The sequence below is a fragment of the Chelativorans intermedius genome, assembly GCF_025398255.1.
Lineage (GTDB): Bacteria > Pseudomonadota > Alphaproteobacteria > Rhizobiales > Rhizobiaceae > Chelativorans > Chelativorans intermedius.
In genome coordinates this window covers 68,489-90,484 of the sequence record NZ_JAODNW010000020.1, presented here as the reverse complement: position 1 = coordinate 90,484, position 21,996 = coordinate 68,489, and the positions used below count along the sequence as shown (strand labels likewise).

At 66.1% G+C, this 21,996-nt stretch carries 24 protein-coding genes; 12 read left to right on the top strand and 12 right to left on the bottom strand.

Annotated features, from left to right (window positions below; genetic code table 11):
- Nucleotides 1-213: 213 nt before the first annotated feature.
- The gene (locus NYR58_RS14990; protein ID WP_378074689.1) at nt 214-1,170 is read left to right on the top strand and encodes a tyrosine-type recombinase/integrase; all 957 of its coding nucleotides are present in this window, start codon (nt 214-216) and stop codon (nt 1,168-1,170) included.
- Between the two features lie 193 nt (nt 1,171-1,363).
- Here NYR58_RS14990 and NYR58_RS14985 read toward each other — a convergent pair whose 3' ends face one another.
- Nucleotides 1,364-1,531 (bottom strand): hypothetical protein, encoded by a 168-nt coding sequence (locus tag NYR58_RS14985; protein WP_261521839.1) that lies wholly within the window; start codon nt 1,529-1,531, stop codon nt 1,364-1,366.
- On the opposite strand from NYR58_RS14985, the gene NYR58_RS14980 reads away from it, so the two are divergent.
- Nucleotides 1,530-2,642 carry a pyridoxal phosphate-dependent aminotransferase gene (locus NYR58_RS14980; RefSeq protein ID WP_261521837.1) on the top strand — a complete coding sequence of 371 codons (1,113 nt, stop codon included), beginning with the start codon at nt 1,530-1,532 and terminating at the stop codon, nt 2,640-2,642. The genes NYR58_RS14985 and NYR58_RS14980 overlap by 2 nt on opposite strands.
- A 73-nt stretch (nt 2,643-2,715) precedes the next feature.
- Here NYR58_RS14980 and NYR58_RS14975 read toward each other — a convergent pair whose 3' ends face one another.
- A complete protein-coding gene (locus NYR58_RS14975; protein ID WP_261521834.1) occupies nt 2,716-2,946 on the bottom strand; it encodes a hypothetical protein in 231 nt (76 codons plus the stop codon).
- A gap of 133 nt (nt 2,947-3,079) precedes the next feature.
- On the opposite strand from NYR58_RS14975, the gene NYR58_RS14970 reads away from it, so the two are divergent.
- Genes NYR58_RS14970 through NYR58_RS14960 form a run of 3 tightly spaced genes read left to right on the top strand, consistent with a single transcriptional unit; the run spans nt 3,080 to nt 6,512 of the window.
- The gene (locus NYR58_RS14970; RefSeq protein ID WP_261521832.1) at nt 3,080-3,676 is read left to right on the top strand and encodes a TetR/AcrR family transcriptional regulator; all 597 of its coding nucleotides are present in this window, start codon (nt 3,080-3,082) and stop codon (nt 3,674-3,676) included.
- Nucleotides 3,677-3,691: 15 nt separating this feature from the next.
- Nucleotides 3,692-4,855, top strand: a complete 1,164-nt coding sequence (locus NYR58_RS14965; RefSeq protein WP_261521829.1) for an isovaleryl-CoA dehydrogenase — start codon at nt 3,692-3,694, stop codon at nt 4,853-4,855.
- Nucleotides 4,856-4,904: 49 nt separating this feature from the next.
- Nucleotides 4,905-6,512, top strand: a complete 1,608-nt coding sequence (locus NYR58_RS14960; protein WP_261521828.1) for a carboxyl transferase domain-containing protein — start codon at nt 4,905-4,907, stop codon at nt 6,510-6,512.
- A 106-nt stretch (nt 6,513-6,618) separates the two neighbouring features.
- Here the strand turns inward: NYR58_RS14960 and NYR58_RS14955 are convergent, their stop codons facing one another.
- The gene (locus NYR58_RS14955) at nt 6,619-7,212 is read right to left on the bottom strand and encodes a DUF922 domain-containing Zn-dependent protease (protein WP_261521827.1); all 594 of its coding nucleotides are present in this window, start codon (nt 7,210-7,212) and stop codon (nt 6,619-6,621) included.
- A gap of 149 nt (nt 7,213-7,361) precedes the next feature.
- On the opposite strand from NYR58_RS14955, the gene NYR58_RS14950 reads away from it, so the two are divergent.
- Nucleotides 7,362-9,311, top strand: a complete 1,950-nt coding sequence (locus NYR58_RS14950) for an acetyl/propionyl/methylcrotonyl-CoA carboxylase subunit alpha (RefSeq protein WP_261521826.1) — start codon at nt 7,362-7,364, stop codon at nt 9,309-9,311.
- A 66-nt stretch (nt 9,312-9,377) separates the two neighbouring features.
- Here NYR58_RS14950 and NYR58_RS14945 read toward each other — a convergent pair whose 3' ends face one another.
- Nucleotides 9,378-9,644, bottom strand: coding sequence for an SEL1-like repeat protein (locus NYR58_RS14945; protein WP_261521825.1), 267 nt, complete (start codon nt 9,642-9,644; stop codon nt 9,378-9,380).
- 419 nt (nt 9,645-10,063) lie between these two features.
- Between NYR58_RS14945 and NYR58_RS14940 the strand changes: the two genes are divergently transcribed.
- Nucleotides 10,064-10,405 carry a DUF2147 domain-containing protein gene (locus NYR58_RS14940; RefSeq protein WP_261521823.1) on the top strand — a complete coding sequence of 114 codons (342 nt, stop codon included), beginning with the start codon at nt 10,064-10,066 and terminating at the stop codon, nt 10,403-10,405.
- 9 nt (nt 10,406-10,414) lie between these two features.
- Here the strand turns inward: NYR58_RS14940 and NYR58_RS14935 are convergent, their stop codons facing one another.
- Nucleotides 10,415-11,164, bottom strand: a complete 750-nt coding sequence (locus NYR58_RS14935) for a pyridoxine 5'-phosphate synthase (protein ID WP_261521820.1) — start codon at nt 11,162-11,164, stop codon at nt 10,415-10,417.
- 120 nt (nt 11,165-11,284) lie between these two features.
- On the opposite strand from NYR58_RS14935, the gene NYR58_RS14930 reads away from it, so the two are divergent.
- On the top strand, nt 11,285-11,680 hold the full coding sequence (locus NYR58_RS14930; protein ID WP_261521815.1) for a SpoIIAA family protein: 396 nt from the start codon (nt 11,285-11,287) through the stop codon (nt 11,678-11,680).
- 7 nt (nt 11,681-11,687) lie between these two features.
- Here NYR58_RS14930 and NYR58_RS14925 read toward each other — a convergent pair whose 3' ends face one another.
- The 5 genes from NYR58_RS14925 to NYR58_RS14905 form a co-directional block, all read right to left on the bottom strand.
- Nucleotides 11,688-12,815, bottom strand: a complete 1,128-nt coding sequence (locus tag NYR58_RS14925) for an ATP-dependent DNA helicase (RefSeq protein WP_261521813.1) — start codon at nt 12,813-12,815, stop codon at nt 11,688-11,690.
- 160 nt (nt 12,816-12,975) lie between these two features.
- On the bottom strand, nt 12,976-13,206 hold the full coding sequence (locus tag NYR58_RS14920) for a type II toxin-antitoxin system PemK/MazF family toxin (protein ID WP_261521810.1): 231 nt from the start codon (nt 13,204-13,206) through the stop codon (nt 12,976-12,978).
- Nucleotides 13,184-13,492 carry an AbrB/MazE/SpoVT family DNA-binding domain-containing protein gene (locus tag NYR58_RS14915; RefSeq protein ID WP_261521807.1) on the bottom strand — a complete coding sequence of 103 codons (309 nt, stop codon included), beginning with the start codon at nt 13,490-13,492 and terminating at the stop codon, nt 13,184-13,186. The genes NYR58_RS14920 and NYR58_RS14915 overlap by 23 nt, the downstream gene beginning before the upstream one ends.
- 65 nt (nt 13,493-13,557) lie before the next feature.
- Nucleotides 13,558-14,130, bottom strand: coding sequence for an acetolactate synthase small subunit (gene ilvN, locus NYR58_RS14910; RefSeq protein ID WP_261521803.1), 573 nt, complete (start codon nt 14,128-14,130; stop codon nt 13,558-13,560).
- 61 nt (nt 14,131-14,191) lie between these two features.
- Nucleotides 14,192-15,994, bottom strand: coding sequence for an acetolactate synthase 3 large subunit (locus tag NYR58_RS14905; RefSeq protein ID WP_261521800.1), 1,803 nt, complete (start codon nt 15,992-15,994; stop codon nt 14,192-14,194).
- 284 nt (nt 15,995-16,278) lie between these two features.
- Between NYR58_RS14905 and NYR58_RS14900 the strand changes: the two genes are divergently transcribed.
- Nucleotides 16,279-16,827: a GNAT family N-acetyltransferase gene (locus tag NYR58_RS14900; RefSeq protein WP_261521799.1), complete on the top strand. Its 549-nt coding sequence runs from the start codon at nt 16,279-16,281 to the stop codon at nt 16,825-16,827.
- A 49-nt stretch (nt 16,828-16,876) separates the two neighbouring features.
- On the opposite strand, the gene NYR58_RS14895 is transcribed toward NYR58_RS14900, so the two are convergent.
- Entirely contained in the window at nt 16,877-17,128 is a 252-nt protein-coding gene (locus NYR58_RS14895) for a type II toxin-antitoxin system PrlF family antitoxin (protein WP_261521932.1), read from the bottom strand.
- 180 nt (nt 17,129-17,308) lie between these two features.
- On the opposite strand from NYR58_RS14895, the gene NYR58_RS14890 reads away from it, so the two are divergent.
- Nucleotides 17,309-19,081, top strand: a complete 1,773-nt coding sequence (locus tag NYR58_RS14890; protein ID WP_261521796.1) for an ATP-binding protein — start codon at nt 17,309-17,311, stop codon at nt 19,079-19,081.
- A gap of 6 nt (nt 19,082-19,087) precedes the next feature.
- Here the strand turns inward: NYR58_RS14890 and NYR58_RS14885 are convergent, their stop codons facing one another.
- Nucleotides 19,088-19,789, bottom strand: a complete 702-nt coding sequence (locus tag NYR58_RS14885; RefSeq protein ID WP_261521795.1) for a glutathione S-transferase family protein — start codon at nt 19,787-19,789, stop codon at nt 19,088-19,090.
- A gap of 167 nt (nt 19,790-19,956) precedes the next feature.
- On the opposite strand from NYR58_RS14885, the gene NYR58_RS14880 reads away from it, so the two are divergent.
- The gene (locus NYR58_RS14880) at nt 19,957-20,145 is read left to right on the top strand and encodes a hypothetical protein (protein ID WP_261521791.1); all 189 of its coding nucleotides are present in this window, start codon (nt 19,957-19,959) and stop codon (nt 20,143-20,145) included.
- A gap of 46 nt (nt 20,146-20,191) precedes the next feature.
- The gene (locus NYR58_RS14875) at nt 20,192-21,688 is read left to right on the top strand and encodes an AMP nucleosidase (RefSeq protein WP_261521790.1); all 1,497 of its coding nucleotides are present in this window, start codon (nt 20,192-20,194) and stop codon (nt 21,686-21,688) included.
- Nucleotides 21,689-21,996: the final 308 nt, after the last annotated feature.

Sequence of the window (21,996 nt, the reverse complement as noted above, 5' to 3'; positions counted from 1 at the left end):
GGTTTAAATGCAGAGAGACGCAGCCATAAGACACCAAACGATGAAGCGCGCTCCCTTTGGGAGATAGCTGCTTCCACCGTTGGCCGGAACGGCCTTCGGATTTTGCACGGCTGCTTGAGGATGGAGATGTTGTCGCGTGATGCGGGCATGACCTGAGTCTCGTGACAGACTGCTGATAATACGTCGTTTTTCAAGCAGAACGTCTCTATCTCGATGTCTGACATGCTGCACGCCGTTCGTGGCGAAACCGATGGATGGGGCAAGACGCCCTTCGCCGAATACTCGCTGACCTTTGGCAATGCGCCGTTGCGCGTGGTCGAGGCGTTCAGCCTGAGAGAGCTTTTCGACAAGTTCGGCGATGTGCTCTGGGAGCCCGGGAGGCACAAATACAATGTTACTTCCTTCATCGGTGAGCTGGATGAACTGCTTCTTGGCCGGCGCTTCAGCGCCTTCGATCAGGACACGCTGGACGAACTGATCGGAAAACTGCGCTCCCGCGGGAACAGCAACGCCACCATCAACAGAAAGATGGCAGCGCTGAGCAAGTTGCTGCGGAAGGCATATAAGATGGGGTGCATCCACAGCCTGCCGGAATTTCGCCGGCAGAAGGAGAAGGCGGGGCGGATCCGCTTTCTCGACGCGGAGGAGGAGAAGCGGCTGTTCGCCGCCGTCGCCAGGCGCAGCGAGGATGCCCACCGGCTGTGCGTGTTCCTGGTGGATACTGGTTGTCGGCTGGGCGAGGCGCTGGGGCTGACGTGGAACGACGTTCAGGACGGGCGCGCAAGCTTCTGGATCACCAAATCGGCACGCAGTCGCACCGTGCCCATGACGGCCCGCGCCAGGCGCGCGGTCAATATCCCGAAAAATGGCCACAAGGGCCCCTTCTCCATGCTGCGCCAGGCACAGTTCCGCGCCATCTGGAACGAGGCCAAGGCCGAGGTGGGGCTGGGCACGGACCCCCAGGTGGTGCCGCATGTGCTGCGCCACACCTGCGCCTCCCGCCTGGTGCAGGGCGGCATCGACATGCGGCGCGTGCAGATGTGGCTCGGCCACCAGACCCTGCAGATGACCATGCGCTATGCGCATCTGGCGACCAGCGATCTCGACCCTTGCGTCGACGTGCTGGAGATGTGCGGCAGGAAGCGCGCCAGAAAGATGGTGACCGCCTGAGCGGACAGCACCGGCCTCCCCGAGCGCCCGCCGGATCTGCCCGGCAGGAGTGCCGGCGGCAGCGGCGAAGGGCGGGCGGTCGTGGCGGTCCGGGTCGCCGGCAGCCCGCCGGTCATCCGCCTTCCTGCGGGAGCCGTTCTGCGCGAAGCTGTTTTGCATGGCTCATGCGAAGCCGCTACAGTATCCATGTTTGTCAAGGAAGGGTTGGGCTCCATTTTCTGCCTTTTGCAGCCAGATGGAACCATCTGGCGTCGCACAAATGCGGCAAAACAAACAGATGGATGGACCGGATCAGCGTTTCATAGAAACGATGAACCGGTCTAAGAAACGGCGAAGCATCCAGCAAGGCAAAGACGTCCATGCCCCAGCGCCCTCCCCTTACCCCGCTCGTGGAAAGCCTGCCCGAAACCGTTCCCTTCGTCGGTCCCGAGACGCAGGAGCGGCTGCGCGGCCGGCCGTTCCGTGCCCGGCTCGGCGCCAATGAGAACGGCTTCGGCCCCTCGCCCGGCGTCGTCGAGGCGATGCGCGCGGCCGCGCCCGAGATGTGGAAATATGGCGATCCCGAAAGCCACGATCTGCGCCAGGCGTTGGCGGCGCGTCTCGGCGTGGCGTCTTCCAACATCGTGGTGGGCGAAGGCATCGACGGGCTGCTCGGCCTCGTCGTGCGGCAATATGCGGGGCCGGGCACGCCGGTCGTCACCTCGCTCGGTGCCTATCCCACCTTCAACTATCATGTCGCCGGATTCGGCGCCCGCCTCGTCACGGTGCCCTATGAAGGGGACAGGGAAAGCCTGGAGGGGCTTGCCGAGGCGGCGCGGCGCGAGCGGGCGCGCCTTGTCTACCTCTCCAACCCGGACAACCCCATGGGCACGTGGTGGAGCGGTGAGGAGATCGCCCGCTTCATCGACGCCCTGCCCGAGACCACCATGCTGGTGCTCGACGAGGCCTATTGCGAGACCGCGCCGGCCGGCGCACTGCCGCCGCTGGAGCCGGAGCGGCCCAATGTGCTGCGGATGCGCACCTTCTCCAAGGTCTATGGGCTGGCGGGGCTGCGATGCGGCTACTGCATCGGCCCGGCAGAGGCAATCCGCGCCTTCGACAAGGTGCGCAACCATTTCGGCATGACGCGCATGACGCAGGCCGCCGCCCTTGCCGCGCTCGAGGACGAGGCGCATCTGCGCAAGGTCGTGGAGCTGGTCGACGCCTGCCGGCGACGCCTGGCGGCGATTGCGGAAAGGCACGGGCTTGCCGCCCTGCCCTCGGCCACCAATTTCGTCACCATCGACTGCGGACGCGACGGCGCCTTTGCCCTGCGAGTGCTCAAGGCGCTGGACGCGCGCGACGTCTTCGTGCGCAAGCCCATGGCACCAAGGCTCGACCGCTGCATCCGCGTCAGTGTCGGCCCGCAGGACGAGGTCGACGTGTTCGAATCAGCGCTTGCCCCGGCGCTGGAGGAGGCTGGGGCGGCGTGAACGGCCCATGGCGGGGCGCCTTGGGTGCTGCCCCGCCGCGCCGCTCTCCGGCCAGCGGCGTGCCGGCCGCGGCTCATTCATCCTCCGGTGCCAGGCGGTGCTCCAGGATCTCCACCAGATCGGCCGCCTTGCCCTTGGGCAGGGGGCGAAAATCGTTCATCAGCGCCTCGTCATTGGTCACCCAGGCAAATGCCTCGGCAACGTCACGGTCGCTGGCGCCCGTGGCCGCGAGCTCGGCCAGAAACGCATCGTCCACCGGCCCCAGAATGCGGCGCACCCCTTCCCTGGTCAGAAGATCGGCCATGGCTGTCTCCCTTCTCGCTCGTTCACCGCCTCTACAATGCGCGATACCGCCGCGCGGTTCCATCCGCGCCGGAAAGACGCTATTGCCATAATTAAACGTACGTTCTATTAATTCCGTGTCAAGGACCACCGCCATGGCACGCACCGCAGGTTCCAATGGAGAGAAGACCGAGGCCGCCATACGCGAGGCGGCGCTGCGGCTGATGGCGCGGCACGGCTTCGAGGCCGTGTCCATGCGCCAGCTCGCCGCGGAGGTGGGCGTGCAGCCGGCGGCGCTCTACCGCTATTTCCCCACCAAGGAAGAGCTGCTCTACACGCTGATGCGCGCCCACATGGAAGCGCTCATCGCCTCCTGGGAAGCAGCCCGGCCCGAGACCGGAGACGCGGCCGCCCGGCTTGCCGCCTTCGTGGACAACCACATCCGTTTTCACGTCGCACGGCGGCACTCCACCCATGTCAGCAATATGGAGCTGAGAAGCCTGTCGCCCGCACGGTTGTCGCATATCCTGCGCCTGCGCGGCAGCTACGAGAAGGAGCTGCGCAACATCCTGCGCGCCGGCGCGCAGTCCGATGTCTTCCGCATCGAGGACACGGCGCTGACGGCCATGGCCATCATCCAGATGATCACCGGCGTCATCGTCTGGTTCCGGCCGGATGAGCGGCTCTCCGTGGAGGAGGTGGCACATACCTATCACATCATGACGCTGCGCCTTGTCGGCGCTGCGGCCTGACGGGAGGATCTCACGATGTTCATGCAGACACTCGGCTTCGGGCTTGGCGAGGAGATCGAGGCACTTCGCGAGACGGTGCACCGCTTCGCGCAGGAAAAGATCGCGCCGCTGGCGGCGGAGGCTGACGCACGCAACGATTTTCCCGCCCCTCTGTGGGCCGAAATAGGCGCGCTCGGCCTGCTCGGCATCACCGCCGAGCCGGAATTCGGCGGCTCCGGCATGGGCTATCTGGCGCATGTGGTGGCAATGGAGGAAATCTCCAGGGCCTGCGCCGCCGTCGGCCTGTCCTATGGCGCCCACTCCAATCTCTGCGTCAACCAGATCAGCCGCTGGGGCACGCCGGAGCAGAAGCGGAAATACCTGCCGGCCCTGTGCTCGGGCGAGACGGTGGGTGCCCTCGCCATGTCCGAGGCGGGCGCCGGTTCGGACGTTCTGTCCATGCGGCTGACGGCGGAAAAGAAGAACGACCGCTTCGTGCTCAACGGCTCCAAGATGTGGATCACCAACGGCCCCGATGCCGGCACGCTGGTCGTCTATGCCAGGACGGCGCCGCAGGCGGCCGCGCGCAGCATCACAGCCTTCATCGTCGAGCGCGGGATGCCGGGCTTTTCCGTCGCCCAGAAGCTCGACAAGCTGGGAATGCGCGGCTCCAACACGGGGGAGCTGGTGTTCGAGAATGTGGAAGTGCCCTTCGAGAACGTGCTGGGCGTGGAGGGAGAGGGCATCAAGGTGCTGATGTCCGGTCTCGACTATGAGCGCGTGGTGCTGGCGGGCGGCCCGCTCGGCATCATGGCGGCCTGTCTCGACGTTGCGGTTCCCTATGTGCGCGAGCGGCGGCAGTTCGGCCAGCCGGTCGGCGCCTTCCAGCTCGTGCAGGGTAAGCTGGCCGACATGTACACCGCGCTCAATGCCTCGCGCGCCTATGTCTACGCCGTTGCCACGGCGTGCGACCGGGGGGCGCCAGCCCGCAAGGATGCCGCCGGCTGCATCCTCTTCGCCGCCGAACGGGCCACGCAGGTGGCCCTTGACGCCATCCAGCTTCTCGGCGGCAACGGCTATGTCAACGAGTATCCCACCGGGCGCCTGTTGCGCGATGCCAAGCTCTACGAGATCGGCGCCGGCACCTCGGAGGTCCGCCGCTGGCTGGTCGGGCGGGAGATCGTGGGGGAAGGCGCATGAACAGCCGTCCCTTGAACCGCACCCCGATGCAGACAATGATCGGCGAATCATGACGGTCATCGAGTCCCAGCTTTCCCCCTCCTCCGAGACCTTCCGCGCCAATGCGGCGCGCATGAAGGCGCTGGTGGCCGAGATGGCGGAAAAGGCTGCCGAGATCGAGCGCGGCGGCTCGCAGGAGGCGCGTGCCCGCCACACGTCCCGCGGCAAGCTTCTGCCGCGGGACCGGCTTGCCCGGCTTCTCGACGTCGGCGCGCCTTTCCTGGAGATCGGCCAGTTCGCAGCCTGGGGCATGTATGAGGGCGATATCGCCTCTGCCGGCCTCATCGCCGGCGTCGGCCGCGTGTCGGGGCGCGAGTGCATGATCGTGGTCAACGACGCCACGGTGAAGGGTGGCACCTACTATCCGCTGACCGTCAAGAAGCACCTGCGCGCCCAGGAGATCGCGCTCGAGAACAACCTGCCATGCATCTATCTGGTGGATTCCGGCGGCGCGAACCTGCCCAATCAGGACGAGGTCTTTCCCGACCGGGAGCATTTCGGCCGCATCTTCTACAATCAGGCCAACATGTCGGCACGCGGCATTCCGCAGATCGCCTGTGTCATGGGCTCGTGCACGGCGGGCGGGGCCTATGTACCGGCGATGAGCGACGAGACGGTGATGGTGAAGGGCAATGCCACCATCTTCCTGGGCGGCCCGCCGCTCGTGAAGGCGGCCACCGGCGAGGTGGTGACGGCGGAGGAGCTGGGCGGTGCGGAGGTGCACACGCGCGAGTCCGGCGTGGCGGACCACTATGCGCTCAATGACGAGCACGCCCTTGCCATCGTGCGTCGCATCGTGAAAAACCTCAACCGGAAGAAGACGATAGCATTCGATCTTCAGAAGCCGATTCCGCCCCTTTACGATCCGCGTGAGATCTACGGCATCGTGCCCGCGGATGTGCGCCAGCCCTATGACGTGCGCGAGGTGATCGCCCGGATCGTGGACGGTTCGCAGCTCGACGAGTTCAAGGCCAATTACGGCACCACACTCGTCACGGGCTTTGCCCATCTGCATGGAATGCCCGTGGGCCTGGTGGCCAACAACGGGGTGCTGTTTTCCGAATCCGCCCTCAAGGGCGCGCACTTCATCGAGCTTTGCTGCCAGCGCGGTATTCCCCTCCTCTTCCTGCAGAACATCACGGGCTTCATGGTGGGCAGGAAGTATGAAGCAGGCGGCATCGCCAAGGATGGCGCAAAGCTCGTCACGGCGGTGGCCACCGCCCGGGTGCCGAAGATCACCACCATCATCGGCGGCTCCTTCGGCGCCGGCAACTATGGCATGTGCGGACGCGCCTTTTCCCCCCGTTTCCTGTGGATGTGGCCGAATGCGCGCATTTCCGTCATGGGCGGCGAGCAGGCGGCGGAAGTGCTGGCGATCGTCAAGCGCGAGGGCATCGAGCGGAAGGGCGGCGCGTGGACGGAAGCAGAGGAAGCAGCCTTCAAGAGGCCGATCCTCGAAAAATACGAGCGCGAAGGCCACCCCCTCTATTCCAGCGCCCGGCTGTGGGACGACGGCATCATCGACCCGGCCAGGACGCGCGAGGTGCTGGCGCTCAGCGTGTCGACGGCGCTCAACGCGCCGGTGGAGGAGACGCGGTTTGGGGTGTTTCGGATGTGAGGGGATCGGGATGGGCCGCCGCCGGCTTCTCCCGCGCATGCGCACAGCCCGTGCCGATCGCGCCCGCGTTCGGGCGGCTCATGCCGGCGCGCGTGGCCTCGGGCTTTCAGCCGCCGTTGACCAGCCCCAGCACCAGCCGGTGAACATTCCCGCCTTCGCTCATCTCCTCGCGGTCGAAGTCCCGGTTTCTCCGGCGCAGCTCCTCGGCCAGCGGCACGAGGCGGCGCTGAAGCTCGGCGCGGGTCTTCGTGCAGTCGGGATCGTCCGCGACCGCCAGGCCGACGGATATGGCTTCGATCTTCTTCACAACGTCGAGGATGATGGCGCCGTGGCCGCGCTCATGCACCTCCACACCGGCGATGAAGGTCTCCCACAGGCGGCGCGTGGCGGGCGGCAGCGTGTCTGCCGGCGCCGGCAGGCGATAGGTGATGGTGAGATTTGGCACCGCTGCGGCCAGTCGGCACCCGCCGTCCTCCGGCCGGTAGTCCCGCCGCCATGTCAGCCTGTAGTCGGTATAGGCGATGGCGCGGCCGATGCCCACCTTCGGCCCGCGCTCGCCGATGGACCGATAGAGCGCGATGCCCGTGCGGCCAGAGACCGCATAGGTTTCGATGCGCTCCACCGCCTGCCATTCCGCCCGCGCCGACACAGCCGGCAGCAGGGCTGCAAGCGTTGCAAGCGCGAAAAGCTTCGCCTTCATCCGGGGGCTCCGACAGTGCTCGAACCGAGGCAAGGGTTAGGCCATGTGCCGCCTGCTTGCAATGCGCCTGCGGCGGGCGAGGCAGCGCCGGCGCGTGGCGGCGGGAACGCCCCTGCGCTATAGATCGGCAAATCATCCGAGGAGGCTGCATGTTCAGGAAGATCCTCATCGCCAATCGCGGCGAAATCGCCGTTCGCATCATCCGCACGGCGCGGCGGCTGGGGATTGCCACCGTCGCCGTCTATTCCGATGCCGACAGCCGCGCCATGCATGTGGCCATGGCCGATGAGGCGGTGCATGTGGGTGCGGCGCCCGCCGCAGAGAGCTATCTGGCGGGTGAGCGGATCATCGCGGCGGCGAGGAAGTGCGGGGCGGAGGCCATCCACCCCGGCTATGGTTTCCTGTCGGAGAACCCGGAGTTCGCCGAGGCGGTGGAGGCCGCCGGCCTGGTCTTCATCGGCCCGCCTGCCGCCGCCATCCGCGCCATGGGGCTGAAGGACGCGGCCAAGCGACTGATGGAGAAGGCCGGCGTGCCCGTGGTGCCCGGCTACCATGGCGAGGCGCAGGAGCTGGTGGTGCTGGCGCGCAAGGCGCGCGAGATCGGCTATCCGGTGCTCGTCAAGGCGCGGGCCGGCGGCGGCGGCAAGGGCATGCGGCGCGTCGACCGGCCGGAGGCGCTTTCGGACGCACTGGCGACCGCCCGGCGGGAGGCCAAGGCCGCCTTCGGCGACGGGCGGGTGCTGGTGGAAAAGCTGATCGAGACGCCGCGGCATATCGAGGTGCAGGTCTTCGGCGACCGCCACGGCAATGTGGTGCACCTCTTCGAGCGCGACTGCTCGGCCCAGCGCCGGCACCAGAAGGTGATTGAAGAGGCCCCCGCCCCCGGCATGACCAGCGCCATGCGCGCGGCAATGACCGAAGCAGCGGTCACGGCCGCGCGGGCCATCGGCTATCAAGGGGCAGGCACCGTGGAGTTCATCGCCGATGTCTCCGACGGCCTCCGGCCCGACCGCTTCTGGTTCATGGAGATGAACACGCGCCTGCAGGTGGAGCATCCCGTCACCGAAATGGTGACCGGCCTCGACCTGGTGGAGTGGCAGCTTCGGGTGGCTGCCGGCGAGGCGCTGCCTTTGGCCCAGGAGCGCATCGCGCTGTCCGGCCACGCGGTGGAAGCGCGCATCTATGCCGAGGACGCGGCGCGCGGCTTCCTGCCGGCCACGGGGACGCTGCACCGCCTGCGCTTTCCCGACGGCGCGGCAAAGGCCCACCTGCGGGTGGATGCCGGGGTGCGCGAGGGCGATGCCGTCTCGCCGCACTACGATCCGATGATTGCCAAGCTCATCGTCCATGCGCAGGATCGCGCGGACGCTCTCGACGCGCTTGCCGCCGCATTGGCGCAGACCGAGATCGCCGGCACCACCGTCAACACGGCCTTTCTGGCGCGGCTTGCGCGCGACGAAGGGTTTCTTGCCGGCGATGTCGATACGGGCCTGATCGAGCGGCGGCAGGAGGCGCTGACCGCCACGCCGGCGCCCGATACGCGCACCATCGCGCAGGCCGCGCTGGCCGCCTGCGGGGCGACATGGAAACCGCAAGCGCCCGACCCCTTTGACGCCATCTCCGCCTATGGCCATTTCCGCCCGCCGGTGCATCCGCGCACCATCCACCTCGGGGAGCGCGCCCTGCCGCACACCGTCACCGGACTGGGGGACGGCCGCTTTGCCGTGTGCCTCGACGCTGCGGATGGAGAAAAGACGGTCACGCTGACCCCTGGCGAGAACGTGCGGCTTGCCGTCTGGCCGGGACATGTCACCGTCTTCGAGGGCGCGGACAGCCACACCTTCCGCCTGCATGACCCGCTGGGGCTGGCCGAGGAGGAGGCGGCCGGCGGCGACAGCCTGCGCGCGCCCATGCCGGGGCTCGTCAAGCTGGTGCGCGCGGCAGCGAACAAGCGGGTGAAGAAGGGCGAGCCGCTGCTCGTGCTGGAGGCCATGAAGATGGAGCACACCATCACCGCACCCCATGACGGCGTCATCGCCGAAATCGCCGCCGAGGGTGCGCAGGTCAGCGATGGCGCTGTGCTGGTGCGCTTTTCCTGAGCGCTTGCAAAGGCGGTTGCGGCGACAGCCGGAAGCGCGGACGGAGCGCGGCCCCGCCCCTGCGGTTCAGTGCTGCGTCATCCACTCGCGCGCCTCGCGCAGGGCGCGCGCAATCTCGGCCTTGGACATGGCGCCGGCCAGTTCCGCGCGCATCTGCGCGGCGCGCTCGGAGCCCTTGATGGCGGCAATGTTGAGCCATTTGTGCGCGGCGACCAGATCCATGTCGCAGTCGCGGCCGGTGGCATACATCATGCCGAGCTGGAAAAGCATCTCCGGCTGCGCCGTGCCGCCCGCGCAAGGCGTGCCTGCCCCCTGAAGATCCAAACGTGCCATTTTTTCAACCCCGTTTTGACGTCCTGACAGCCGCCCGCCTTTCTTGTTTTTTGGCGGTTGCGATGCTCACGAGAATGGCGCCGGGGGACTGAAGTCGACGTTAAATACCTTGATTAATTTGCAGAAAACAAAGTTCAAACATTCCGTAAACCGCTGGATTCCGTTAAGGATGCAAAGGCCGGGCGGACAAGGCATTCGCGCTTTGCGCCGGCCAAAAATCTTAAACGAGCGCGCAACCCTTTTCTAACCATGGCGGAAAGGCGCGGAGGCGATTCTCCGCCCGGACACCCGACGGACGCCGCCGCGGAAGGCCCCGGAAGCGAGAAAGAAGCATCTTCCATCGCGGCCGTTCATATATTACGCTTACGTTCGCGTAATAGGCGGCAAGGGGTGCCGCCGGTCTGAGGGAGGATAAGACGATGCGCGGCATGTTTCTGGCGGGCGCGGCGCTGCTGATCATGGCAGGCCCGGCGCTGGCCGATCCGATCGAGGGTCTGTGGAAGACGGGTTCAGGCAACACGGCGGAAATCGCCCCCTGCGGGGGCGCGCTCTGCATCACGCTGAAGACCGGGCCGCATGCGGGCAAACGCATCGGCCGTTTCGAGGTGGCCGGCAACGGCAGCTACAGGGGCGAGGTGACCGATCCGGCCAACGGCAAGACCTATAACGGCAAGGGCAAGCTCGAGGGTGATGTCTTCACCATGAGCGGCTGCCTGCTCGGCCGCATTCTCTGCCGCAGCGAAAAGTGGGCCCGCATGTAGCGCAGCGCTTCATCCGGCCGCGCAGGCATCCAGAAAGCGGCGCACCGTGGCGGCCATGCCATGTTCGAGCGCATCTGCCGTCAGCCCATGGCCGATGGAGACCTCGGCCAGAAAGGGAATGCGGCGGGCGAGCGCGGGCAGGTTCGCCACCGTCAGATCGTGGCCGGCATTGACGCCAAGGCCGAGGGCGGCGGCGGCTTCTGCCGTGCGCGCCAGCTTGTCCAGCTCCCGCTCCGCCCTTTCGGGATCGTCGTGGCTCGCCCCATAAGGCCCGGTATAGAGCTCCACCCGGTCGGCGCCAGTCTCCCTGGCGGCGCGCAGGCCCGCCTCGCTCTCGTCCGGGTTGCAGAACAGCGAGACACGGAATCCCTTGCGCTTCAGCCGCTTGACGACGGGGCCCAGGAAAGCGGCGGCGGCAGCGAAGTCCCAGCCATGATCCGAGGTTGCCTGCGCGGGATCGTCGGGAACCAGAGTGACCTGCTCGGGCTGGTTCTCCTCCACGAGGCGCAGGAACGCCTCGCTCGGATAGCCCTCCACATTGAACTCCCGATCCGGGAAGGAGTCGTCGATCAGGGCGCGAATGGCCGGCAGGTCGCTGAAGCGGATGTGGCGCTCATCGGGCCGCGGATGCACGGTCAGGCCGTGAGCACCTGCCTGCAGGGCGATGCGGCCGAGCCCGGTGACGCTCGGCCAGGGAAGATCGCGCCGGTTGCGCAGCATGGCGACGGCGTTAAGATTGACGGAGAGCTTGGCCGGCATCGACTGTCCCGCTGTTGATAAGAGCTTGTTCCTAATCCCTATACCGGCTTTCGCGGAATCGACAGGGCCAAGGACGATCGCCGGCAGGGACAGAGGCACGAGAGCCCACGGGAGATGGCCATGTTCATCAACGAAAACCCGCCGCGCGTGCGCCGCATCGACACGGATCGGGAAGACACCTATGCCTTCGAGGTGACAGGCCACATCACCGCGGCGGATGTGGAGAACCTCTACGGCCTTCTGGAAGGCGCCTACGAGCTGCATGATCGCATCGACGTGATTGTCATCTTCCACGACTATGAGGGCGTTGATTGGAATGCCGCTTGGAAGGACCAGGGCATGCGGGGAAAAACAGGCGCCTTCGCCCACATCCGCAAATGCGCCGTGGTCGGCGGGCCGGCCTGGCTGGGAACCGCGCTTGCCCTGCTCGGGCCGCTCTTCTCCGCTGAGGTAAAGCACTTCGAGGCCCGGCAGGAAGCGGCAGCCTGGGCATGGGTCGGCGCCAACCCGGCCTGAGCATTCGTCAACGCACCACCGTCAGCCGCTCTGCGGCGCGGGTGATCGCGGTATAGAGCCAGCGCTGCCGGGTGTCGCGGAAGGCGAAGCTCTCGTCGAACAGCACCACCTCGTCCCACTGCGAGCCCTGCGCCTTGTGAACCGTAAGCGCGTAGCCGAAATCGAAATCGTCGTAGCGCTTTCGAGTCTGCCACGGGATCTCGGTCTCCGGTTCCTCGAAGGCGGCCTTCAGCAGCTTGATCTTGGCGACACCGCGATCGGGATCATCCTCCTCGGGAGAGACGAGCAGGTTGATTCCCGGTTTCACCGTCTCGCGCGAGGCGGTCATCACCTTCCACAGGGAGCCGTTCAGAAGCCCCTTTGCGGGATCGTTGCGCAGGCAGACCAGCTTGTCGCCGGCCTGGGGATAGAGCGCGTCGAACCCCTTGAGCTCCCGCAGGCGCTGGTTGTAGCGGCGGCGCGTGCGGTTGATGCCGACGAGCACCTGGTCGGCGGCAAGCACCAGATCGCTGTTCACCTCTCCGCGCCGGATGACCCTTGCCGCGCCGAAGTCGCCATGGTCCAGTTCCCGGCCCTCGCGCACGTCGAGCGCCAGCCTTATGATCGGGTTGTCCCTTGCCTGGCGGTGGATCTCGGTAAGCAGATAGTCGGGCGCGTGCTCGGTGAAGAACCCGCCGCCGGAGATGGGCGGAAGCTGGCCAGGGTCGCCCAGCACCAGGATGGGCGTGCCGAAGGACATGAGGTCGCGGCCCAATTCCTCGTCGACCATCGAGCACTCGTCGATGATGACCAGCTTTGCCCTGGCAACCGGGCTTTGCCGATTGAGCGAGAAGGTGGGCGACATGGTGGTCCGGCCGGTCGCCTCGTCCTCCACCGCTTCCTCGCCGCGCGGCCGATAGATAAGGGAATGGATGGTGCGCGCGTTCGTGGCGCCCCGGGAGCGCAGCACCTGGGCCGCCTTGCCGGTGAAGGCGGCGAACTGCACCTCGCCGTCCACATGCTCGGCGAAGTAGCGCGCCAGCGTTGTCTTGCCGGTTCCGGCATAGCCGAACAGGCGGAAGACCTGCGAGCGCCCCTCCTTCAACCAGCGGGCAACGGCCTTCAGGGCCTCATCCTGTTGCGGCGAAAGTTCCATGAGCGGCCAGAAACCAGATTCTGGGGCGATTGAACAGGGCCTTGCGAAGGCCCGCTCAGCCAATCTGCAGCAGAGCCGCCAGGATGGCACGCACCTCCGCCAGCACAGCCTCCGGCGCGCGCTCGATGAAGCGGAAGCCAAGTTCGGAGCGATGCATCGTTCATGGCTGATCGGCCATGACCGCGCCGCGTGTTTTCATCCCTTCAGGCAATATGACCTTGGTCGGCCATGGCGTGACGTTCTTGGTAATGGGGCAGACCACCGAGCGCGGATATAGCGCGTTGAACTCGCGATCGGTAAGAATGATGGTGGGGCGAACGCCACGCTGTTCCGTTCCACGGACGGGATCGAAATCGCCCCAAACGATGTCACCGACCTCGAAGAATGTCATCGAGCGTGATCTCGCCTCTGGAATATTCGTCGTCGATGATTTCCTCGCCGCGGTCCGGTCCCCATTCAACAGTTTCCGGGATATTTTCCGGCCCCAGCCTCTTGGTCTCCGATATGATCCATTCAAGCGTGATCTTCCTGGGCTTCTTGGGCTCGATCACGCCCTTGCCAACCTGGACGGTGAACTCGACCGTCTCGCCCGGCTTCAGGCCGAGTTGCTCGAGAGCGGATTTGGGCAGGCGTATGGCCGCGCTGTTGCCCCATTTGGCGATGCGAAGTTCGGTCATGGCGGGGCTTGCAGGATTGTATATCCCTTGCATATGCGCGCTCTGCCACCGCGCCGCAAGGAGACCTACATTCCTTCCGGCCCTCGGTTCATCGCCGCCACGCCGGTGCGGCAGACCTCCACGAGGCCGAGCGGCTTCATGATCGCGATGAACTGCTCGATCTTGGAGACGCGGCCGGTGATCTCGAAGATGAAATGCTCGGTGTTGGCGTCGATCACCTGGGCGCGGAAGGCATCGGCCAGTCTCAGCGCCTCCACCCGGTCCTCGCCCTTGCCGCTTACCTTCACCAGCGCCAGCTCGCGCTCCAGCGGGCGCTCATGGCCACGCTCAATGGCCGCGAGCGTGAGGTCGACCACGCGGTGCACCGGCACGATGCGCGCCAGCTGGTGCTTGATCTGCTCCAGCACGTGCGGGGTGCCGCGGGTGACGATGGTGATGCGCGAGAGATGCCGTTCATGCTCGGTCTCCGAGACGGTCAGGCTGTCGATGTTGTATCCACGCCCCGAAAACAGGCCGATGACGCGGGCAAGCACTCCCGGTTCGTTGTCGACGAGCACGGCGAGCGTGCGCTTTTCGTCCTTCTCGGTTTCTGCTGCGATGAAATAGGCGGAGCCGGTGGGCTTGAGCTGGGCGTTCATGCGTCCGTTCTCTTCTTGAACCGTCGTTTCCAGAAATGTGCGCGGGCAAGCCGTCCTGTGGCTACACCAGAGCCCTGCCCTCCGCGCCGATGGCATTGGCCACGGCCTCGTCCGTCGCCTCGTCTGGCAGCAGCATCTCGTTATGGGCCTTGCCGGAGGGGATCATGGGGAAGCAGTTGGCAAGATTTGCCACCCGGCAGTCGAAGATCACCGGACCGTCGGTCTCGATCATCTCCTTGATCGCGGCATCCAGGTCGCCCGGCTTCTCGCAGCGTATGCCCTTGCAGCCATAGGCTTCGGCCAGTTTCACGAAGTCGGGCAATGCCTCGGTGTAGGAATGCGACAGGCGATTGCCGTGGAGAAGCTGCTGCCACTGTCGAACCATGCCCATATACTGGTTGTTGAGGATGAAGATCTTGATCGGTGCGTTGTGCTGCACCGCCGCGCTCATCTCCTGCATGGTCATCAGCACCGAGGCATCGCCGGCGATGTCGATGACCAGCGCGTCCGGGTGGGCGATCTGAACGCCGAGCGCGGCCGGCAGGCCATAACCCATGGTGCCGAGACCGCCGGAGGTCATCCAGCGGTTGGGTTCGTCGAAGCCGAAGTGCTGGGCAGCCCACATCTGGTGCTGGCCGACCTCGGTGGTGATGTAGACGTCGCGGCCCCTGGTCGCCTCGTAGAGGCGCTGGATCGCATATTGCGGCATGATGACGTCGTCGCTGGGCGTGTAGGCCAGGGAATCGCGCGCCCGCCACTTGGCAATCTGCTCCCACCAGGGCTTCAGCGCCGCCTTGTCGGCATGGGCGCTGGCGCGCCACAGGCGCACCATATCCTCAAGCACGCGCCCGGCATCGCCGATGATGGGAATGTCGACATGCACGTTCTTGTTGATCGAGGAAGGATCGATGTCGACATGGATCTTCTTCGAGTTCGGCGAGAAGGCGTCGACGCGGCCAGTGATGCGGTCGTCGAAGCGCGCGCCGATGCACAGCATCACGTCGCAATCGTGCATGGCCATGTTGGCCTCGTAGGTGCCGTGCATGCCCAGCATGCCCAGCCAGTTCTTGCCGGATGCCGGATAGGCGCCGAGCCCCATCAATGTGGACGTGATGGGAAAGCCTGTCAGCTCCACCAGCTCGCGCAGCAGGTGGCTTGCTTCCGGGCCGGCGTTGATGATGCCGCCGCCTGTGTAGATGACGGGCCGGCGGGCGCCCGCCATCAGCGCAATGGCCTCCCGAATGCTCTGCTGGTCGCCCTCCTCACGCGGGCGATAGCGCGTGCGCGGCGCCGTCTGCGGCGAAAGATAAAGCCCCTTGGCGAACTGCACATCTTTGGGAATGTCGACGACGACAGGGCCGGGGCGGCCGGTGGTCGCCACGTGAAAAGCCTCGTGCAGCACGGCGGCAAGCTGGTTGACGTCGCGCACCAGCCAGTTGTGCTTGGTGCAGGGGCGGGTGATCCCCACCGTGTCGCATTCCTGAAAGGCATCGGAGCCGATCAGCGTGGTGGGCACCTGGCCGGTGATGCAGACCAGGGGAATCGAATCCATAAGCGCATCCTGAAGCGCCGTCACCGCATTGGTGGCGCCGGGGCCGGAGGTGACGAGCATCACTCCCGCCTTGCCGGTGGAGCGGGCATAGCCTTCCGCCGCATGGCCCGCTCCCTGCTCATGGCGCACCAGGATATGCTGGATCTCGTCCTGCTGGAAAAGCTCGTCGTAGATGGGAAGCACCGCCCCGCCCGGATAGCCGAAGATGTGCTTGACGCCATTGTCCTTCAGCGCCTGCACCACCATCTCGGCGCCCGTCATCTCCTGCGTGCTCGTTTCCTGCCCCTTGGGCGCCGGCGCTCGTGCGTTCATCGCGTGTCAGTCCCGTTCTCGATCCATGCTCATGCTACGGTTCGGCCAATAAAAAAGGCCCCTTGAAGGAGCCCGATTTCGCACATGAGTGGCTGTCGCCCGGCGGCTACGCCGCCCTGCCCATGTGCGTTCCTACTACGAGAATGCCTGTCTTCATCATGGCCGCGGACAATAAGGTGCAATTGCGCGCCGTGTCAACGCATAATGCGCCGCCGCTGGCCTTCTGTCGGCAACGGGTCTAAAAGCCTGCTCACACTCTCCAAGAAGCACCGCCGGCCCGCACCATGAAGCTCGAAACCGAACGCCTGATCCTGCGCCCCTGGGAGGACCGCGACCGCGCGGCATTGGCGGAGATTCAGGGGGATGCGCATGTGCGCCGCTTCTTCCCCAGGGTCATGACCCGCGAGGAGGTGGAGGCCGACATCGACGCCGCGAGGGAGAAAGCGCGCCTCAACGGCTTTCACTTCCAGGCGGCGGAGCTGAAGGAAACCGGCGCCCTTGTCGGGCTTGTCGGCCTCGGGGTCATCCCCGATGCCACGCGTGCCGCCATCCCCAGCCACCCGAGGGTGGAGATCGGCTGGGTGATCGGCAAGCAGTATTGGGGCCAGGGGCTGGCGCCGGAGGGCGCGCGGGCCTGGCTCGACTACGCCTGGGCCATCGGCCTGCCGGAGGTGGTGGCCTTTACCGCGCACATCAACCTGCCCAGCCAGCGGGTGATGCAGAAGCTCGGCATGATCCACGATCCCTCGGACAGCTTCGAGCACCCAAAGGTTCCCGACGGTCACCCCCTGCGCCCGCACGTGGTGTATCGAAAGCGCAATCCGGGCCCGTGAGCCGCATTCCAGGCCGCGCGGGCGAGAACATTCGTATCGACCGAAATCCTCATTCCTCGCCAGCCCAGCCCTTGGCGGCAATCTCGTTCATTTCCTCGATCGAGAGCGGCCTGTCGGTCTTCCCGGCGAGAAGCCCGATAAAATCCTCTATACTTCCGGCCGGCTCCGCGGCTTTCAACTCCGCCCGACCACCCGGCAGCGGGTTCCATTCGATCCTTTCACCCGGTCTGACGCCGAGATGTCGGAGCACGCCCTTGCGAAAAGTCACTTGCCCCCTGGCCGTAACGGCCATCGTGGCCAGCGCCATCTCCTTTCGAGCAGTGCGGAGGATGTAATGCATTTCTACATTACCAGCAATGCCGGAGCGAGAACGCATAGCATTTCACGCTTTTCGCTAACCTTCCCTCAACCATGCCCCCTCATCCGCCCTTAACCCACCGACGATAGTCTCTCCGCGTTTCTGGGCAGATCGGGGGCGCTGATGTTTGTTGGCAAGGAAACACGGCCGGGGGAGGCAACGCCGCAGGAGCGACGGGCGGCAGACCAGCCCCGCGCGCGCGTTCTGGGCCATGTGGTGCAATGCGACGGGGCACGCGCCACCATTGCCGCCACCATCGGGCGAGACGAGATTGCCATCGCCGGATCGTGGACGGTGGGCAAGCTGATCTCCATCAACCTGGGCGCAACGCGCACGGTGGGCCTGATCTACGGCATCGAGCGGCCGCACGGCCATTGGGACGAGGGCGGCAGCAACCCCATCCTCGTGCATGTGGAACTGATCGGCGAAGTGAGCGACCGCGACGGCAGGCCCTTCTTCGACCGCGGCATCACGGACTACCCGTATATCGGCGCACCCGCCCACCGCATCCGCGCGCACGACCTGCGCGCCATCTATGACCTCGGCGGGCGGCGCTCCGTGACCCTCGGCCGGCTGTCGCAGGACAGCACCGTCGAGGCCTGCCTTGCGATCGACGAGACGCTGAGCCGCCACTTCGCGGTGGTCGGCACCACGGGCGTGGGCAAGTCGACCGCCGTCTCGCTGCTGCTGCGCAAGGCGATTGCCGCACGGCCGGACCTGCGTGTGCTGATCCTCGACCCGCACAACGAGTTCGCCGAGGCGCTGTCCGAGCATGCCGTGCGCATCGACACCACGACGCTCGACCTGCCCTTCTGGCTGTTCCGGCTGGAGGAGTTCGTGGAAGTGCTCTATCGCGGACGCGAGCCGGTGATGGAGGAAGTGGAGCTTCTGCGCGACCTCATCGCGGAGGCCAAGCACGCCTATCGCGGGGGCGCGGGGGGCGCGCTCAAGCGTGGCGACAGCGGCATTACCGCCGACACGCCGGTGCCCTATCGCATGGCCGACGTGGTGCGCATGATCGACGAGCGCATGGGCCAGCTCGAAGCCAAGAACGAGCGGCCGCACTATCGGCAGCTTCGTACACGCATCGAATCGGCCCAGGCCGATCCGAGCTATCGCTTCATGTTCTCCTCGCATCTCATCGAGGACACGATCCACGAGACCGTGGGACGCCTCTTCCGCGTGCCGAGCGAGGGGCGGCCCGTGACCTGTTTCGAGATGGCGGGACTGCCCTCCGAGGTGGTCAACTCCGTGTGCTCGGTGCTGGCGCGGCTTGCCTTCGATCTGGCGCTGTGGAGCGAGGGACGGCTGAAGCTTCTGGTGCTGTGCGAGGAGGCGCACCGATACATGCCCTCCGACCCGCGGCTCGGCTTCGCGCCGACCCGCCATGCGCTGGCGCGCATCGCCAAGGAAGGGCGCAAATATGGCTGCTATCTGGGCGTGGTGACGCAGCGGCCGGGCGATCTCGACCCGACCGTGCTCTCGCAGTGCTCCACCGTCTTTGCCATGCGGCTTGCCAACGAGCAGGATCAGGCGATCATCCGCTCGGCGATCGCCGACTCCTCGACCTCCACCCTCGCCTTCCTGTCGGCCATGGGCCAGCGCGAGGCCATCGCCTTTGGCGACGGGGTGGCGGCGACCATGCGCATGAAATTCGAGAAACTGCCGGAGTCGGCGCTGCCGGGGGTGAAGGACAAGCGCGGCGCCGTGCCGCGCCAGGCGCACGGATCGGCCGACGATGTGGATCTCGCCCAGATCGTCAGGCGGATGCGCGGCGCCGGCCGGCGCGAACGAACGGGCGGGGCCAGCGTCTTTGCGGCCGCCGCGCGCGGCTCCATCTACGACGCGCTGGCCGATGACGGGATCGCCGTGCCCCGCCGCCCCTTTGCGCGCTGAGGGTGCTCAGCGCGCGCGCTGGCCGAACAGCACCTTCCTGGCTTCCTCGTCGTCGGCGATGTTGCGACGGTGCTCGCGGCCCAGCACCATGCCCCGCTCGACGGCGGGCCGCGCCATCACGGTCTCGAACCAGCGCTTGAGGTTGGGGAAGTCATTGAGGTCCTGCCCCTGGTTCTCGTGCGGCTTGACCCAGCCGATGCAGGCGATGTCGGCAATGGAGTATTCGCCGGCCAGATAGTCGCGGTCGGCCAGGCGCCTGTTCATGACGCCGTAGAGGCGGTTCACCTCGTTGGTGTAACGCTCTATGGCATAGGGTATCTTCTCCTGCGCATACTGACGGAAATGATGGGCCTGGCCGGCCATCGGCCCGAGCCCGCCCACCTGCCAGAACAGCCATTGATCGACCTCGACGCGGCTGCGCTCGTCCGCCGGGTAGAAGCGGCCGAACTTGCGTCCGAGATACTGCAGGATGGCACCCGACTCGAACACGGAAATGGGCCCGCCACCCGGCCCTTCGGGGTCAACGATGGCCGGCATCCGGTTGTTGGGAGAGATCTTCAGGAACTCCGGCCGGAACTGCTCGCCGCGGCCGATATTGACATAGTGCACCGTGTAGGGAACGCCGAGCTCCTCCAACATGATGCTGATCTTCCAGCCGTTGGGCGTGGGCCAGTAATGCAGCTCGATGGGGCGGGTCTGTTCGGTCATGGGCTTCTCCACGGTTGGCAAATCCGCAAGGCAGGTAGGCTGTGGGGAAGCGGCATTCAATCGTCAGCACGCGTCAATAATGTTGAACACTGTGTGAACAGCCCTCTCAGCGCCGGTTCAGGGCCGGGCAGGCACCTTCGCGGAAGAAACGCAAGCGGAGTCGTGCCATGCTTACCGCAAGAACCCTCGCCACATCCCTTCTGGCCGCCGCGCCGCGCGCCCTCATCCTCGCGGGCCTCATGGCGCTGCCGCTGATGGCGGCGGGGCTGACGCATCTCGACAGAGACCAGCGCAGCCTCTCCACCCCGCCGGCGGGCGCCTTCGGCAACACCATTTCCACCGGCTACACACGGTGAAGCGATGGCGTCTCGAAACTGCCACGGGAAACACCTATAATGGGTTATGGACAAGCGAATCTATCCTCAACCCATTGAAACCATTTCGAGCCCGGAGCCCGCGGCACGGTGGCGCTTCAGCGACGCGCGCGAAGCCGTGGAGGCGCTGAAGGCCATCTATGCGCGCAACACCGCCTTCCTGCGCGAGGCGTTCGCCCATGTGACGGCCACCGGCGCAAGCGACCGGCGCTACCGCGCCTTCTATCCCGAGGTGAGCGTCTCGACCTCCTCCTTCGCCCAGATCGACACGCGGCTGGCCTTTGGCCACGTGCCGGCGCCGGGAACCTACGCCACCACCATCACGCGGCCCGACCTCTTCGACACCTATCTCTGCGAGCAGCTCGGCCTCATCATCCGCAACCACGGGGTGGAGGTAACGGTCGCCGAGTCGGAAACGCCGATCCCGCTGCACTTCGCCTTCCTGAAAGACACCTATGTGGAAGCCTCGCTTCCCGACCGGCTGCAGCGGCCGCTGCGCGACCTGTTCGACGTGCCGGACCTGAGCACCATGGACGACGACATCGTCAACGGCACCTACGAGACGGGGCCGGGCGAGCCGCTGCCGCTGGCGCCCTTCACCGCACCGCGCATGGACTATTCGCTGCACCGGCTGTCCCATTACACGGCCACGGCGCCAGAGCACTTCCAGAACTTCGTGCTGTTCACCAACTACCAGTTCTACATCGACGAGTTCTGCGCCTTCGCGCGCGCGGCGATGGCGGAGGGCGGCCGGGGTTACGAGGCGTTCGTAGAACCGGGCAACGTGATCACCCGGCCCGGCGAGGACACGCCGCAGGCCGGGCCCCAGCGCCTGCCCCAGATGCCGGCCTTTCACCTGAAGAAGAGCGACCATTCCGGCATCACCATGGTCAATATCGGCGTCGGCCCCTCCAACGCCAAGACGATCACCGACCACATCGCGGTGCTGCGCCCCCATGCGTGGCTGATGCTCGGCCACTGCGCCGGGCTGCGCCACACCCAGGCGCTGGGCGACTATGTGCTGGCCCATGCCTATGTGCGCGAAGACCACGTGCTGGACGACGACCTGCCGGTGTGGGTGCCGCTGCCCGCTCTTGCCGAGGTGCAGGTGGCGCTGCAGGAGGCGGTGGCGGAGATCACCGGGCTTTCGGGCTATGAACTCAAGCGCATCATGCGCACCGGCACCGTGGCGACCATCGACAACCGCAACTGGGAGCTGCGCGACCAGCGCGGGCCCGTGCAGCGGCTTTCGCAGTCGCGGGCAATCGCGCTCGACATGGAGTCGGCCACCATCGCCGCCAATGGTTTCCGCTTCCGCGTGCCCTATGGCACGCTTCTGTGCGTGTCCGACAAGCCGCTGCATGGGGAGCTGAAGCTGCCGGGCATGGCGACCGATTTCTACAAGCGCCAGGTGGCCCAGCACCTGAAGATCGGCATCCGCGCGGTGGAAAAGCTGGCCGCCATGCCGCCGGAGAGGCTGCATTCGCGCAAGCTGCGCAGCTTCTCGGAGACGGCGTTTCAATAGGCACTCCTCCTTTTCCCGGGCGGCGCCCGCGCGCCATCCGCGCCGCGCCCGGCTTTCGCCGCCCGGCCTTTGGTAAGGGACCTGGGAAACGGGGCGCGTTGATCGCACCTTTCTCTTCGTTGTGTGGCACGCTCAACGGCCCTGCGCTATGGCTCCGGGCTTTCGTGGCGCGGATAGCGAATAGGGAATGGACACAACGGGTTGGCGGGGAGGAAAATTCTGCGCGGTGCGGATTCTGTCCCCGTGGTTCCGGTCCCGACCCGTCATCGCGGTCGTGCCAGAAGTCGGTTTGACGTGTTCTGCACGCC